13 protein-coding genes are annotated in these 14,505 nt (G+C 72.8%); 4 read left to right on the top strand and 9 right to left on the bottom strand.

Annotation, left to right across the window (positions count from 1 at the left end):
- Positions 1 to 36 precede the first annotated feature (36 nt).
- Positions 37 to 2,853, top strand: coding sequence for a glycoside hydrolase N-terminal domain-containing protein (locus F8279_RS01480; RefSeq protein ID WP_151498869.1), 2,817 nt, complete (start codon positions 37 to 39; stop codon positions 2,851 to 2,853).
- A gap of 52 nt (positions 2,854 to 2,905) precedes the next feature.
- On the opposite strand, the gene F8279_RS01475 is transcribed toward F8279_RS01480, so the two are convergent.
- Positions 2,906 to 3,619, bottom strand: coding sequence for a hypothetical protein (locus tag F8279_RS01475; protein ID WP_151498868.1), 714 nt, complete (start codon positions 3,617 to 3,619; stop codon positions 2,906 to 2,908).
- Between the two features lie 73 nt (positions 3,620 to 3,692).
- On the opposite strand from F8279_RS01475, the gene F8279_RS01470 reads away from it, so the two are divergent.
- Complete coding sequence (locus F8279_RS01470) at positions 3,693 to 4,520, top strand: PIG-L family deacetylase (RefSeq protein WP_151498867.1); 828 nt, start codon at positions 3,693 to 3,695, stop codon at positions 4,518 to 4,520.
- A gap of 34 nt (positions 4,521 to 4,554) precedes the next feature.
- Here F8279_RS01470 and F8279_RS01465 read toward each other — a convergent pair whose 3' ends face one another.
- The gene (locus tag F8279_RS01465) at positions 4,555 to 5,694 is read right to left on the bottom strand and encodes a glutamate--cysteine ligase (protein WP_151498866.1); all 1,140 of its coding nucleotides are present in this window, start codon (positions 5,692 to 5,694) and stop codon (positions 4,555 to 4,557) included.
- Positions 5,695 to 5,835: 141 nt separating this feature from the next.
- Positions 5,836 to 7,260 carry a type I glutamate--ammonia ligase gene (glnA, locus tag F8279_RS01460; protein WP_151498865.1) on the bottom strand — a complete coding sequence of 475 codons (1,425 nt, stop codon included), beginning with the start codon at positions 7,258 to 7,260 and terminating at the stop codon, positions 5,836 to 5,838.
- A gap of 233 nt (positions 7,261 to 7,493) precedes the next feature.
- Between glnA and F8279_RS01455 the strand changes: the two genes are divergently transcribed.
- Entirely contained in the window at positions 7,494 to 9,278 is a 1,785-nt protein-coding gene (locus F8279_RS01455) for an N-acetylglutaminylglutamine amidotransferase (protein ID WP_151498915.1), read from the top strand.
- Between the two features lie 19 nt (positions 9,279 to 9,297).
- Positions 9,298 to 9,558: a hypothetical protein gene (locus F8279_RS01450; RefSeq protein WP_151498864.1), complete on the top strand. Its 261-nt coding sequence runs from the start codon at positions 9,298 to 9,300 to the stop codon at positions 9,556 to 9,558.
- Positions 9,559 to 9,643: 85 nt separating this feature from the next.
- On the opposite strand, the gene F8279_RS30150 is transcribed toward F8279_RS01450, so the two are convergent.
- The 6 genes from F8279_RS30150 to F8279_RS01425 all read right to left on the bottom strand — a co-directional run bounded on the left by F8279_RS30150 (position 9,644) and on the right by F8279_RS01425 (position 14,502).
- Positions 9,644 to 9,814, bottom strand: coding sequence for a hypothetical protein (locus F8279_RS30150; protein WP_162959107.1), 171 nt, complete (start codon positions 9,812 to 9,814; stop codon positions 9,644 to 9,646).
- A gap of 103 nt (positions 9,815 to 9,917) precedes the next feature.
- Positions 9,918 to 10,619: an aspartate/glutamate racemase family protein gene (locus tag F8279_RS01445; protein ID WP_151498863.1), complete on the bottom strand. Its 702-nt coding sequence runs from the start codon at positions 10,617 to 10,619 to the stop codon at positions 9,918 to 9,920.
- Positions 10,616 to 11,896 carry an FAD-binding oxidoreductase gene (locus F8279_RS01440; protein ID WP_151498862.1) on the bottom strand — a complete coding sequence of 427 codons (1,281 nt, stop codon included), beginning with the start codon at positions 11,894 to 11,896 and terminating at the stop codon, positions 10,616 to 10,618. The genes F8279_RS01445 and F8279_RS01440 overlap by 4 nt, the downstream gene beginning before the upstream one ends.
- Positions 11,897 to 11,909: 13 nt before the next feature.
- Positions 11,910 to 12,788, bottom strand: coding sequence for a family 3 encapsulin nanocompartment shell protein (locus tag F8279_RS01435; protein WP_151498861.1), 879 nt, complete (start codon positions 12,786 to 12,788; stop codon positions 11,910 to 11,912).
- Between the two features lie 15 nt (positions 12,789 to 12,803).
- Entirely contained in the window at positions 12,804 to 13,643 is an 840-nt protein-coding gene (locus F8279_RS01430; RefSeq protein ID WP_151498860.1) for a class I SAM-dependent methyltransferase, read from the bottom strand.
- 28 nt (positions 13,644 to 13,671) lie between these two features.
- Positions 13,672 to 14,502, bottom strand: a complete 831-nt coding sequence (locus tag F8279_RS01425; protein ID WP_151498859.1) for an SDR family NAD(P)-dependent oxidoreductase — start codon at positions 14,500 to 14,502, stop codon at positions 13,672 to 13,674.
- Between the last annotated feature and the right edge of the window lie 3 nt (positions 14,503 to 14,505).

Below are 14,505 nucleotides of genomic sequence, written 5' to 3'. Positions count from 1 at the left end.
GGGACCGCCCTCTGATCTGCGCGGTTGGGAGCAACCATGTCCGAAGTGACACGACGAAACATCATCAAGGCAACGGCGGCGGGCGCCGGCGCCGCGCTGGTACCGGCCGCCTGGAGCGCCGCCGCGCGCGCCGGCTCGGCGGCGCCACCACAGGTGCTGGCCGCCAACGACCTGGCACTCTGGTACGACGAACCGGCCGGCACCGACTGGCTGCGCGCCCTGCCGATCGGCAACGGGCGCCTCGGCGCGATGGTGTTCGGCAACGTCGACACCGAACGGCTCCAGCTCAACGAGGACACCGTCTGGGCCGGCGGCCCGTACGACTCGGCCAACACCCGGGGCGCGGCCAACCTGGCCGAGATCCGGCGCCGCGTCTTCGCCGACCAGTGGACCTCGGCCCAGGATCTGATCAACCAGACCATGATGGGCAGTCCGGGCGGTCAGCTCGCCTACCAGACAGTCGGGAACCTCCGGCTCGCCTTCGGGTCGGCGAGCGGGGCGACCCAGTACAACCGGACGCTCGATCTCACCACCGCCACGGTGACCACCACCTACGTGCTGAACGGCGTACGGCACCAGCGGGAGGTGTTCGCCAGCGCGCCCGACCAGGTGATCGTGCTCCGGCTGACCGCCGACCGGGCGAACTCGATCACGTTCTCCGCCACCTTCGACAGCCCGCAGCGGACCACCATGTCCAGCCCCGACGGCGCGACAGTGGCACTCGACGGCATCTCCGGCTCGATGGAGGGGGTAAACGGCTCGGTGCGGTTCCTCGCGCTGGCCCACGCCGCCGTCACCGGTGGCACGGTCAGCAGTTCCGGCGGCACGCTGCGGGTGTCCGGCGCCACCAGCGTGACGGTCCTGATCTCGATCGGGTCCAGCTATGTCAACTACCGCACCGTCAACGGCGACTACCAGGGCATCGGGCGCAACCGGCTGAACGCCGCCAAGGGCGTCGACGTCGACCAGCTGCGTACCCGCCACCGCGCCGACTACCAGGCCCTGTTCAACCGGGTCACGGTCGACCTGGGCCGCACCGCCGCCGCGGACCAGCCCACCGACGTGCGGATCGCGCAGCACGCGAGCACGAACGATCCGCAGTTCGCCGCGCTGCTGTTCCAGTTCGGGCGGTACCTGCTGATCTCGTCGTCGCGGCCGGGCACCCAGCCGGCGAACCTCCAGGGCATCTGGAACGACTCGCTGACGCCGTCCTGGGACTCGAAGTACACGGTCAACGCCAACCTGCCGATGAACTACTGGCCGGCCGACACCACGAACCTGTCCGAGTGCTTCCTGCCGGTCTTCGACATGACCAAGGACCTCACCGTGACCGGCGCGCGGGTCGCCCAGGCGCAGTACGGCGCCGGCGGCTGGGTCACCCACCACAACACCGACGCCTGGCGGGGCGCGTCGGTCGTGGACGGCGCGTTCTGGGGCATGTGGCAGACCGGTGGGGCCTGGCTGAGCACGCTCATCTGGGACCACTACCTGTTCACCGGCGACCTCGGATTCCTCCAGGCCAACTACCCGGCTCTCAAGGGCGCCGCCCAGTTCTTCCTCGACACCCTCGTCGCCCACCCGACGCTCGGCTACCTGGTGACGAACCCGTCGAACTCGCCGGAGCTGGCGCACCACGCCGACGCCAGCGTCTGCGCCGGCCCGACGATGGACAACCAGATCCTGCGCGACCTGTTCGACGCGGCGGCCCGGGCGAGCGAGGTCCTCGGCGTCGACACCACCTTCCGGTCCCAGGTGCGCACCGCCCGGGACCGGCTGCCGCCGAGCCGCGTCGGTTCCCGGGGCAACGTGCAGGAGTGGCTGGCCGACTGGGTCGAGACCGAGCGCACCCACCGGCACGTCTCCCACCTGTACGGGCTGCACCCCGGCAACCAGATCACCAGGCGCGGCACCCCGGCGCTGTACGAGGCCGCCCGTAAGACGCTGGAGCTGCGCGGCGACGACGGGACCGGCTGGTCCCTCGCCTGGAAGATCAATTTCTGGGCCCGCCTGGAGGACGGCTCCCGCGCCCACAAGCTCCTGCGCGACCTGGTGCGCACCGACCGGCTCGCGCCGAACATGTTCGACCTGCACCCGCCGTTCCAGATCGACGGCAACTTCGGGGCCACCTCGGGCATCGCCGAGATGCTGCTGCACAGTCACACCGGCGAGCTGCACCTGCTGCCCGCGCTGCCGAGTGCCTGGCCCGCCGGGCAGGTCGCGGGCCTGCGCGGCCGGGGCGGTTACACGGTGGGGCTGACCTGGAGCAGCGGCCAGGCCGACGAGATCGCCGTCCGCGCCGACCGCGACGGCACGCTGCGCCTGCGGTCCCGGCTGTTCGCCGGCACCTTCACCGTCGCCGACCTCACCGACGGCAGCACACCCGCCACCACCCGCCCGGAGTCCGACGTCGTCGCGCTCACCGTCCGCGCCGGGCACACCTACCGGGCGGCGCGGCCCGGCGTGACGCCGTCGCCGACGGCCACACCGACGTCCACGCCCTCACCCACTCCGACCCCGACCCCGACCCCGACCACCAGCTCCCCGGCGCCGTCCGGCGCGCGTGCCACGTACGCGATCACCGGCTCGTGGTCCGGCGGCTTCCAGGCCGAGGTCACGGTGACCGCCGGCGCGACCGCGATCCGCGGCTGGACGGTGTCCTGGACGTTCCCGAACGGGCAGGTGATCAACCAGATCTGGAGCGGCACGCACACCCAGAACGGCGCGAACGTGACGGTGCGCAACGTCGACTACAACGGATCACTGCCGGCCGGCGGCTCCACCACGTTCGGCTTCATCGGCACGGCCGGCGGCACCAACAACCCGCCGGCGAACCTCACCTGCACGACCACCTGACCCGCGACGCGCCCCGCCGCGGCCACCCGGCCGGGGCGGGGCGTACCGCCGGTCAGGCCAGCAGCGTCTCGCGCAGCCGCGCGCCCAGGTTCAGCTCGCCGACGACGCGGGGACCGGCCGGGTCGTACACGGCGATGCGGTGGTTGCGGCGCATCATCTCCCGCACCGCCGGCGGCAACCGGGGCGGGTCGTCCATCGTGGCGAGCACCCGCGCGCCGGTGCCCATCAGCCGCTCCACGAGCGTCGCGCTGTCGGTGTCCACACGCACCCGGCCGAACTCCCAGCCCGCGGTGGTCAGGTCGAGCACCTCGAACAGGCGCGTCACGAACGGCTGCGGGTCGGTCACCCGGTCCAGCCGGTCGGCCCGCCCGCCGACCACCGCCACGGCGGCGGTGACCTGCGCGTACGGGTGCAGCCCGCTGGGCAGCGCGCCGAGCGGCCAGCGCAGCGCCGGCCCGGCCTCCTTCCACAGGGGCCGGTAGTTGCGGCGGTGCACCAGCAGTCGCCGCCCGGTGCGCCGGAACACCTCCTGCGCCTGGGCGAGCAGGTCGGCGTGCGCCTGGTCGGCGGCCTCGCAGACGATCCCGGCGGCCACCACGAGACCGTCGTCATCGGACAGCAGCCGGGTGATCGCATCGGCCTGCTCCGGGAACCGGAGGCGGGCGTGCGTCCCGTAGGACTGCCGGACGTCCCGCAGCAGCTCCTGCTGACGTGCAGGGTCCAGTTCGACCCGTCCGCCACCGAGCAACCGCTGGAGCCAACCCATCGCGCCTCGCTTCCGTCGCCGTCTGCGGACCGGGCAATGCTAGTTCGTCGGCCGATGCTCGTATGGTGACGGGGTGACCGATCGATCCCTGACCCTGATGGCGGTGCACGCGCACCCCGACGACGAGGCGACGAGCACCGGCGGCGTCCTGGCGCGCTACGCGGCCGAGGGCGTCACCACAGTGCTCGTGACGTGCACCGACGGGGGGTGCGGCGACGGCCCCGGCGGGATCAAGCCGGGCGACCCCGGGCACGACCCGAAGGCCGTAATCGAGATGCGGCGCGCCGAACTGGCCGCGAGTTGCGAGGCGCTGAAGGTCACCCACCTGGAGACGCTCGACTACGGCGACTCCGGGATGATGGGCTGGGCGACGAACGACGCGCCCGGCGCGTTCTGGAACACGCCGGTGGCCGAGGCGGCCGGCCGGCTGGCCGAGCTGATCCGGCGCTACCGCCCCGATGTCGTGGTCACCTACGACGAGAACGGCTTCTACGGCCACCCGGACCACATCCAGGCCCACCGGATCACCATGGCCGCGGTCGAGCAGACCGGCATCCCGGCCAAGGTCTACTGGACCACAGTGCCGCGCAGCGCGTTCCAGCAGTTCGGCACCGTCATGCGGGAGATCGAGGTGGAGTTCCCCGAGCCGGAGGCGACCGACGAGATGCCGGCGCTGGGCCTGCCGGACGACGAGATCACCACCTGGGTCGACACCCGCGGCTACGGCGGGCAGAAGTTCGCCTCGCTCGCCGCGCACGCCAGCCAGGCGGAGAACATCTTCTTCCTGCGTCTGGGGCAGGAGCGGTTCACCGAGCTGATGGGCATGGAGACGTTCGTGCGGGTGCGGGACACCACCGGCGCGGCCACGCCCGAGGACGACCTGTTCGCCGGGTTGCGCTGACCGGTCGTGGGCCCGGTCCGGGGCGGTCATCGGCTCACGTCGAGACGGTCTGTGCGGCCAGGTGCGCCAGTACGGCGCGGACGTCCCCGTCGGTCTCGGCCATGATCCGTCGTTGCCGGGTGGCGCCGGTGCCGTCCCGGCGTACCCGGTCCAGCTCGCGCCGGACCAGGTCCAGGTCACCGTGGCGGGTCAGCGCGGGTGTGACGGTGACGAACAGGTCGTCGACGAGGTCCCAGGCGGGCCGGGGCCGCCCGGTGCGCAGGTCGACGAGCCGGCCGTCGACGCCGTCGTGGGCGGCCCGCCAGTGCGCGGCGGCCACCAGGCAGTCCCGGATGCGTGGCGCGGGCACTCCCGCGCGGACGTCGTCGATCAGGGTGGCCACGAGCGCCCGGACCAGCCCGGCGACCAGCACTGTGTCGTCGACGGTGGGGCAGACGTCGCCGACGCGGACCTCCACTGTGGGGTACGACGCGGACGGGCGGGCGTACCAGTAGACCATCGCGGCGTCGAGCATGATCCCGGCGGTGATCAGGTCCGCCACCGTGGCGTCGTAGTCCGCGGCGGAGTCGAAGTGCGGCGTCGGTCCGATGCTCGGCCAGCGTTCCAGCTGCATCGAGCGCCAGCTCGCGTGCCCGGTGTCCCGCCCGTCGTGCAGCGGCGAGTTCGCGGTGAGCGCCTGCACCACCGGCAGCCACGGGCGCAGGTGGTTGCAGACCTGCACGGCCAGTTCCCGGTCCGGCACGCCGACGTGAACGTGGCAGCCGCAGACCGCCGGGTCGTGGGCGACCGGGCCGAACCGGCGGGACATGTCGTGGTAGCGCTGCTCGTCGGGCACCGTGCGGTGGGCCTCGCAGACCGGCGTGGCGCCGACCGCGACCAGCCGCGCCCCGGCCGTGTCGGCCGCGCGTGCGGCCGCCCCGCGCAGCGTCACCAGATGCTCCCGCAGCTCTGCGAGATCCGGGCTGACCGGCGTCACCATCTCGACCATGCTGTGCCGGAACTCCTGCCGGGTCTGCTCGCGGGCGGTGCCGGAGAGCGCGTCGCGTACCCGGTCGGCGACCGGCATGCTCTCGCCGGTGGCCGGGTCCAGCAGCAGGAACTCCTCTTCCACCCCGAGGGTCAGGACGGTGGGGATCTGCTGGGTGGTGGCGGTGGTGGTGGGCCGCGGCCTCACCGACGGCTCCACCGGCACGGAACGGTCGGCGTGTCGTCGTGAGGCGGAGTCATGTCTCGACGGTACGAGGGCGGAGGCCGGCCCGAGGCCGTTTCCGCCGACCACCGCCCCCGCGGGTGGCGGGGGCGGTGGCGGTACGGCTCAGCAGTCGAAGTAGAGCGCGAACTCGTGCGGCGTGGGCCGCAGCCGGACCGGGTCGACCTCGTTGGCGTTCTTCCAGTCGACCCAGGTGGAGATCAGGTCGTCGGTGAAGACGTTGCCGTCGAGCAGGTAGTCGTGGTCGGCCTCCAGCGCCGCCAGCGCCTCGGGCAGCGAACCGGGCACCTGCTTGACGTCGCCCCACTCCTCCGGCGGGAGGTCGTAGAGGTCCTTGTCGATCGGCGCCGGCGGCTCGATCTTGTTCTTGATGCCGTCGAGACCGGCCATGAGCATCGCGGAGAACGCCAGGTAAGGGTTGCTGGACGGGTCGGGGACGCGGAACTCGACGCGCTTGGCCTTCGGGTTGCTGCCGGTGACCGGGATGCGGGTGCAGGCGGAGCGGTTGCGCTGCGAGTAGACCAGGTTGACCGGGGCCTCGAAGCCGGGCACCAGACGACGGTAGGAGTTGATCGTGGGGTTGGTGAAGGCGAGCAGCGAGGGGGCGTGGTGCAGGAGTCCGCCGATGTACCAGCGGGCGGTGTCGGACAGGCCGGCGTAGCCGGTCTCGTCGTAGAACAGCGGCTCGCCGCCGCGCCAGAGGCTCTGGTGGGTGTGCATGCCGGAGCCGTTGTCACCGAACAGCGGCTTGGGCATGAACGTCGCGGTCTTGCCGTGCGCCCACGCCTCGTTCTTGATCAGATACTTGAAGAGCTGGAGCTCGTCCGCCGAGTGCAGCAGCGTCGAGAACTTGTAGTTGATCTCCGACTGCCCGCCCGTGCCCACCTCGTGGTGCGAACGCTCGACGGTGAAACCGGCGTCCACCATCCGGCGGACCATGCTGTCGCGCAGGTCGGCGTAGTGGTCCACCGGCGGCACCGGGAAGTAGCCGCCCTTGTACGCGGTCTTGTAGCCGCGGTTGCCGCCCTCCTCGATCCGGCCGCTGTTCCAGGCGCCCTCGATCGAGTCGATGTAGTAGAACGACTGGTGCGCCGACGTCTCGTGGCGGATCGAGTCGAAGATGTAGAACTCCGCCTCCGCACCGAAGTACGCGGTGTCCGCGATCCCGCTCGCCGCCAGATACGCCTCGGCCTTCTTCGCCACGTTGCGCGGGTCGCGGGAGTACGCCTCCCGGGTGAACGGGTCGTGGACGAAGAAGTTCAACGCCAGCGTCTTCTGCGTGCGGAACGGGTCGATGAAAGCCGTCGACACGTCCGGCAGCAGCAGCATGTCCGACTCGTGGATCGACTGGAAGCCGCGGATCGAGGACCCGTCGAAGGCGAGACCGTCGGTGAAGACGCTGTCGTCGAACGACTCGACCGGCAGGTTGAAGTGCTGCATCACGCCGGGCAGGTCACAGAAACGTACGTCGACGAACTTCACGTCCTCGTCGGTGAGGTATCGCAGGAGTTCCTCGGAATTGGCGAACACACGTCCTCCTGGCAGGCGTCGTTGATCCTGGCCACGTCCCGTGGCCGGACCGCCCGGGGACATGGCCCGTACCGCCACCGTACGACGGCTCGCCGTGCCCGGCTCGGCAACCGCCCATCCGGGTTTCCTTCGCCACATGCCGGGTAGTCGCCGTACCCGGCGGACCGCCCGGGAGACGACGCGGCGGGAGGTTGGCATGGTGAGTGCTCCGCGACTGACCGGTGGGCGCTGAGATGTGCGGGATCAGCGGTGAGGCCAGGTTCGACGGGGCCACCCCCGACACCGACGCGGTGAACCGGATGACCGCGGCCATGCGCTCCCGCGGCCCGGACGGTGAGGGCGCGTGGAGCGACGGCTGGATCACCCTCGGGCACCGTCGGCTCACCGTGATCGACCTGTCCGAGGCCGGCGCCCAGCCGATGGTCCGCGACGACCTCGGCCTGGCCCTGGTCTTCAACGGTTGCGTCTACAACTACCCGGAGCTGCGCGACGAGCTGCGCGCCGCCGGGCACACGTTCCACAGCACCAGCGACACCGAGGTGATCCTGGTGGCGTACGCGCAGTGGGGGGAGCGGTTCGTCGACCACCTGGTCGGCATGTTCGCGGTGGCGCTGGTGGACCGGCGGCGGCGCCGCCTCGTGCTGGCCCGCGACCGGCTGGGCATCAAGCCGCTCTACCTCGCCGGGTCGCCCGGCCGGCTCCGGTTCGCCTCCACGCTGCCGGCGCTGCTGGCCGGCGGCGACGTGGACACCGGCATCGACCCGGTCGCGCTGCACCACTACCTGTCCTGGCACTCGATCGTGCCGGCGCCGCGCACGATCCTGCGCGGCATCCGCAAGCTGCCCCCGGCCACCGTCCGGGTGATCGAGGCCGACGGGCGCAGCCGCGAGCGCGTCTACTGGCGGCCCGAGTACCGGCGCGACCCGGCCCACGAAGGCATGGACGCCGCAGACTGGCGGGCCGCCGTCGGGGACGCGCTGCGCACCGCCGTACGCCGTCGGCTGGTCGCGGACGTGCCGGTCGGGGTGCTGCTCTCCGGCGGCCTCGACTCCAGCATGATCGTGGCGTTGCTGGACGGAGCCGGACAGCACCACCTCCAGACGTTCAGCATCGGCTTCGACAGCCGCGGCGACGAGACCGGCGACGAGTTCCACTACTCCGACCTGGTCGCCCGCACGTTCGGCACGGACCACCACCGCATCCGGCTCGCGGACGGCGATCTGGGCCCGGCCGTACGCGCCACCGTGGCGGCCATGACCGAGCCGATGGGCAGCCACGACGTGGTGGCGTTCCACCTGCTCTCCGAGCAGGTCGCCCGGCACGTGAAGGTGGCGCAGTCCGGCCAGGGCGCCGACGAGGTGTTCGCCGGCTACGGCTACCACCACCGGCTGGCCGCCTCGGCCCGCGAGGACGCGACGGCCGAGTTCACCGCCGCGTTCTTCGACCGCGACCACGCCGAGCTGACCGAGGTGGTCGAACCGGCGTACGCCTGCGACGGTGACGCCAGCGGCGAGCTGGTCGCCGCGGACCTGGCCGCGCCGGGCGCGCAGACCGCCGTGGACGCGGTGCTGCGCCTGGACACCCACCTGATGCTGCCCGACGACCCGGTCAAACGGGTGGACAGCATGAGCATGGCGTGGGGGCTGGAGGTGCGCACGCCCTTCCTCGACCAGGACCTGGTCACGCTCGCCGCGGCCTGCCCGCCCGAGCACAAGCTGGCCCAGGGCGGCAAGGGCGTGCTCAAGGAGGTGGCCCGGGAGTTGCTGCCCGCCGAGGTCATCGACCGGCCGAAGGGCTACTTCCCGGTGCCGGCGCTGCGCAACGTCGACGGTCCCGTGCGAGAGTTGGTGGTCGAGGCGCTGGGTGCGCCCGAGGCGCGCCGGCGCGGGCTGTTCCGCCGCGCGTACGTCGACGAGCTGCTGGCCGAGCCGGACCGGGCCCAGGCCGCCGCCGGCAGCAACAAGCTGTGGCAACTGGGCCTGCTGGAGCTGTGGTTGCAGACGCACGGCGTGAGCTGAGCGGGGCGGGAGGAGCACGATGAAGTTCGTCATCGAGAGCGAGGCCGACGGCACTGTGGGATTCACCGTCGTCGGCGGCGACGGTCAGGTGCTCGCCACCGGTGCGCCCTGCCCGGACAAGGGCTCGGCTCTCGCCGTGGTCGGCGAGCTGATGCACGGGCTCGGCGACGCCTGCCTTGAGGACCGGACCGAGGCGACCGCCGGGCCGGTGGCCGGCACCCGGACCGAGATCGGCGACGACATGTCGGACATCGGCCGCTCCGGCATCCCGCCGGTCTGACCGGCGGCACGTCCGGCCCGGCCCGCGAGTGGCCCTGAACGCGACACGTCCCGCGCGGGCCACGAGCCCGGGCGGGACGCTGCGCTCACTGCTCGTCGTCGAGCACCTCTGTGTGGCCGTCCCGGGTGACTGTGGGTGGCAGGTGCTCGTCCGGCTGGGGCGCCTCGGCCAGCGTGTGGTGCGGGTCGCCGTCGGGCGAGAACAGCACCCGATCGGTCTTGCGGGTCTTCTCCTGCTCCTCCTCCGGCTCCGTCACCGCGTTCTCCCTCCGCTCACCGGCGCCCCGGGCAGGCCGCCCCTCGTCCCACGCTAAGCGCCGGACGGGCGCCGGGAGCGGGTTTCCGCGCGACGGCCCGCTGTCACCCGGCCGGACGGTACGGCCGCCGGGTCAGGCTCGCGTACGCCATCGTGGTCAGCGTGACGATGTCGAACACCGGCACACCCAGCCGCGCCTGGATCCGGTGGGCGAACGGCACCAGGTCGGTGCACTCGACGACCAGCGCCCCCAGACCCGGGTGGGCGCGGGCCAGCGCGTCGACCCGCTCGTCCACCTCGGCCGCCAGCCGCTCGACGTCGAGGGCGTCGCGCCGCCCCTCCAGCATCACCTCGCGGAACTCCGGCTGCCCGGCCATGCCGGTGACCGCCACCGGCACGTCGGCCGCGCCGATCGCGGCCAGGTGGCGCGGGGTCAGCGCCGCCTCGTCGGCGACCAGCAGCCCGACCGGGCGCCCGACCATCCGGTGAACCATCGGCAGTTGCACCAGGCTCGACGACCACAGCGGGACGCGCACCGCGGCGGCGAGTTCGGCCTGGAACAGCACGAGGAACCCGCACGCGCCGGTGATCCCGGCGACCCCGGCCGCCTCCAGATCGCGGGCCGCGTCGACGAACGGTTGCAGCAGCGTCGGGTCGGCCTCGCGGACCAGCCGACGCGGGGTGGCGCCCTCGACCACCCGGTAGCGCACCGGGAAGTCGAACGTGTCCGGGTTGCGGATGTGCCCGGGGATCTTGTCGAAGCTGGTGTCGAGGCAGAGCACCCCGATCTCCGGCCGGTCGCTCACGAGATTCCCTTCCGGAAGCGGTCCAGGGCGAACGTCTCCAGCGGCAGGTCCGGCTCGGCGCCGGAGAGAAGCTGGGCGAGCAGCTGCCCGCCGGCCGGGGCCAGGCCCATCCCGATGTGCCCGTGCCCGGTGGCCACGCTGACGTTGTCGTAGCCGTCGGCCCGCCCGATCAGCGGCAGGCTGTCCGGGGTGCACGGGCGCAGGCCGCTCCACACGTCCAGGCGCCGGCCGGTGTCCAGAGCCGGCAGGTACCGCCGCGCGGTGTGCAGGATCCCGTCGACGCGGCGCGGTGAGATCGACGCGTCCAGCCCGGACAGCTCCAGCGTGCCGCCGACGCGCACCCGGTCACCCAGCGGCATCACCGCGACCTTGCCCTCGCTGAGCAGCACCGGCCGGGTCGGCGTGCCCGGGCCGGCGGGCAGCGTGACGGTGTAGCCCTTCGCCGGTTGCAGCGTCAGCCCGACGCCGAGCATCCGGGCGCAGGCCGCCGACCACACCCCGGCGGCGATCACCACCTCGGTCGGGCGCAGCTCACCCCTGGTGGTGCGAACCGCGTGTACCCGCCGCCCGGTCACCTCGAAGTCGCGTACCTCCGCGCCGGTGACGACGTCCACGCCGCGGGCCCGCAGCGCCCGCGCGAGCGCCACCAGGAACGCCGGGATGCGCAGCGCGGCGCCCTCCTCGTTGAGCAGCGTCCCGGCCACCGCGAACTCGACGCCGGGTTCCAGCCGGGCCAGCTCGGCCCGGTCCAGCTCGCGCAGCGGCACGCCGCGCGCGGTCGCGGCCGGGATCGTCCGGCGCGCTTTGGCGTACCCCTGCTCGGTGTGGCAGGCGAGGATCATGCCGCGTTCGGTGAGTGTCCCGGCCAGCTCGTCCTCGGCGCAGATCTCGCGCAGCAGCGCGAGGCTTCGCTGCTTGAGCGCGAGCAGCGTCTCGAACCCGGCGCGGGCGTGCCGTTCGGTGCAGTGCCGGCGGAAGTGCCACAGCCAGGCCAGCAACGCGCCGTCGAGCCGGGGCCGGACCGCGAACGGGCTCTCCGGGCTGAACAGCCAGCGGATCCCGGTGGCCGGCACCCCGGGCTCGGCCAGCGGCGCCGAGCCCTGGGTGCCGACGAAACCGGTGTTCCCGGCCGAGCAGGCCGCCGGGTCGCCGACCTCGCCCCGGTCGACCACCGTCACGGTGTGCCCGGCGCGGCGCAGGAACCAGGCGCAGCACAGGCCCACCACGCCCGCGCCGACGACCAGCACGTCGGGGTCGGTTCGGGCCGGCGTCGTCATCCGTCGCCGCCGGTCAGAGCGTGACGACGAAGAAGCAGGTGGGCAGGTTCACCACGACCCGCTCCCAGATCTCGGCGCGCAGCGCCACCCCGGGTTCGGCGAACGTGCCCGGCGGCGGCTCGGCGAACCCGATGGTGGACCGGCCGGCGTCGAAAAGCAGCGCGCCGTGGCCGAAGTCCCCGACGATCGCGGTGCCCGGGTCGACCAGCCGGGTACGGACGATGAACACGCCGTTGTCCTCCACGTCGCGCATCAGCGAGCCGCTGCCCAGCAGCCGGTAGTAGTCGGCCGGGTTGATGATCAGCCCGTCGGCGGTGCTGCCCATCTGCTCGACCTCGTTGCACGCGGCCAGGACGGTGGACGCGAACGGCCCCGGGTCGGTGAGCCGGCCCAGCTCCGGCATGGTCAGCAGTCCGCCCTCGCCGCGCAGGATGGTGTGGTTCTCCGCGGTGGCCAGCCGCACCACCAGCCGGTAGTCGATGAACTGGGCGAAGCTGACCGGGTCCTCCCACAGCGTGTCCGGCACCTGCACCCACGCGGTGGTGGTGAGCAGCGGCGGGATGGGGGAGCGGTGGAAGTGGTTCGCCGCCTCCCGGCGCAGGTCCGCGCCGTCCACCGCCGGGTCGTCCGGGCGGGGCGGGCTCTCGTGCCAGTAGTAGTCCTGCGGATCCCGGGACAGGTCCACCACCTTGAGCATGTTCCGCGAGGGGTAGCGGGGCTTGCGCCGGGAACTGGTCAGCGAGTCGGTGATCGTCACGTCGTAGTCGACGCTCGTGTCGAAACCGTCCTTGGCGAACGCCTCGACGAACGTCGCGCCGGGCGACATCTGCGTCTTCCGTTCGGCGACCACCTCGGCGATCGTCCGCTTCACGGTGTCGGTGCGCTGTGACATCTGCTGTCCCCTTCCTCAGGCCGGCTTGCGGGCGACGAACATGCCCCAGCCGAACTCGCCCCTGTCGATCGCCGCCTGGATCTCGTCGCACGAGTCGGCGAAGCCGAGGATCCAGGTCCGCGCCGCCTCGTCCGCCGTCGTCTCCGCGCGCTCCCGGGCGGTGCGGCCCAGCACCCGGTACGTCTGCCTGATGTGCGCGTCGAGACTGCGGGCGACCACGTCCACGAACCCGGCCTCCGCCAGCGCCCGGCGGTAGCCGTCGAGCGAGTAGCCGTCGTTCCAGCGCACCCGGTCGTAGACGTGCCTGCGGGCCGCCTCGCCGATCCGCTCGGTGGGCTGGAGGAAGTCGGACACCGCGAGCACCCCGCCGGGGGCGAGCACCCGGAACATCTCGGCGTGGCTGCGCGGCTTGTCCGGCACCAGGAACAGCGCGTCCTGGCTGACCACATGCGTGAACGTGCCGTCGGCGTACGGCAGGGCGGTGGCCGAACCGTGCCGGAACGACACGGGAAGCGAGGCGCCCCGCTCGGCGCGCCGCTGCTCGGCGAAGCGCACCCGCTCGATGCTCAGGTCCAGCCCTTCGCCCCGGCATCCGGTACGGGCGGCCAGGCGCAGCAGGAAGTTGCCGCAGCCGCAGCCCACGTCGAGCACGTTCGCCGAGGCGTCGATGCCGGCGTCGGCGGCGAGGATGTCGGAGGTCCGGTCGGCCGCCGCGTGGTAGTCGGTGTCGTCCTCCCCGGTGAAGTACCCGGTGTGCAGCACGCCCTCGCTGTCCCAGAAACTGAGGTACGTCTGCGTGGTCTGGTCGAAGAACTCGGAGACGTCCCGCTCGGTGAACCGGCTGGTCGTGGACATGGCACTCCCTTGTGCGGCGGTCGGTGGGTCAGGCGTAGGTGTCCTTGCGGACGCCGGTGAGGTGGGGCAGGTCGGGGCCGGTGGCGGAGGCGCCGCCGTCGATCAGGTGCACCCCGGCGGTCACGTACGACGCCCGCTCGCCGGCCAGGAAGGCGGCCACCGCGGCGACCTCCTCGGGCCTGGCCAGCCGGCCGACGGCGCTGTGGTGACCCATCGCGGACAGCCGCGCCTCGACGTCGCCGTCCGCGCCGGCGAGCCGGGCCGCGGCGCGTTCCATCGGCGGCGTACGCACACCGCCGGGCGCGAGGACGTTGACGGTGATGCCGTCGCGGCCCACGTCGGCGGCGAGGCCCTGGGCGAAGCGGACAAGCGCCGCCCGGGTCACCCCGGACAGCACGAGCGGTCCGATCGGCACGCAGGCGGTCTCGGAGGCCACCAGCAGCAGCCGCCCCCAGCCCGCGGCGCGCATGTGCGGCAGCGCGGCCATCGACACCGCGACCGCCGGCAGCAGCACCCGGTCGACGGCCGCCCGATAGTCGTCGGTGCCGAAACCGGTGGCGGTGCCGACCGGCGGGCTGCCGCCGCTGACCACCAGCACGTCCACCCCGCCCAGCTCGGCGGCGACCCGGTCCACCCAGCGTGCCGCGGCGACGGTATCGGTGAGGTCCACGCCGGTCGCGCTGACCCGGCCGGAGGCCACAGCGGTCAGCTCCCGCTCGGCGGCGGCGAGCCGCTGCGGGTCACGCCCGCACACCGCCACGTGCGCGCCCTCCGCGGCGAACTCCTTCGCACAGGCCAGCCCGATGCCGCTGGTGCCACCGGCGACGAGCGCCACCCGGCCCTTGAGCCCCAGATCCACGTT

Source organism: Micromonospora sp. AMSO1212t, assembly GCF_008868145.1.
GTDB classification, from domain to species: Bacteria; Actinomycetota; Actinomycetes; order Mycobacteriales; family Micromonosporaceae; genus Micromonospora; species Micromonospora tulbaghiae.
Note: the sequence above shows the minus strand (reverse complement) of the source record. Positions and strands in the feature narration are given on the sequence as shown.

Bases quoted from the DNA above. Each gene is read 5' to 3' on its own strand.
- F8279_RS01480 (WP_151498869.1), top strand. From the start codon at position 37: ATGTCCGAAGTGACACGACGAAACATCATCAAGGCAACGGCGGCGGGC.
- F8279_RS01475 (WP_151498868.1), bottom strand. From the start codon at position 3,619: ATGGGTTGGCTCCAGCGGTTGCTCGGTGGCGGACGGGTCGAACTGGAC.
- F8279_RS01455 (WP_151498915.1), top strand. From the start codon at position 7,494: ATGTGCGGGATCAGCGGTGAGGCCAGGTTCGACGGGGCCACCCCCGAC.
- F8279_RS01450 (WP_151498864.1), top strand. From the start codon at position 9,298: ATGAAGTTCGTCATCGAGAGCGAGGCCGACGGCACTGTGGGATTCACC.
- F8279_RS01440 (WP_151498862.1), bottom strand. From the start codon at position 11,896: ATGACGACGCCGGCCCGAACCGACCCCGACGTGCTGGTCGTCGGCGCG.
- F8279_RS01435 (WP_151498861.1), bottom strand. From the start codon at position 12,788: ATGTCACAGCGCACCGACACCGTGAAGCGGACGATCGCCGAGGTGGTC.
- F8279_RS01430 (WP_151498860.1), bottom strand. From the start codon at position 13,643: ATGTCCACGACCAGCCGGTTCACCGAGCGGGACGTCTCCGAGTTCTTC.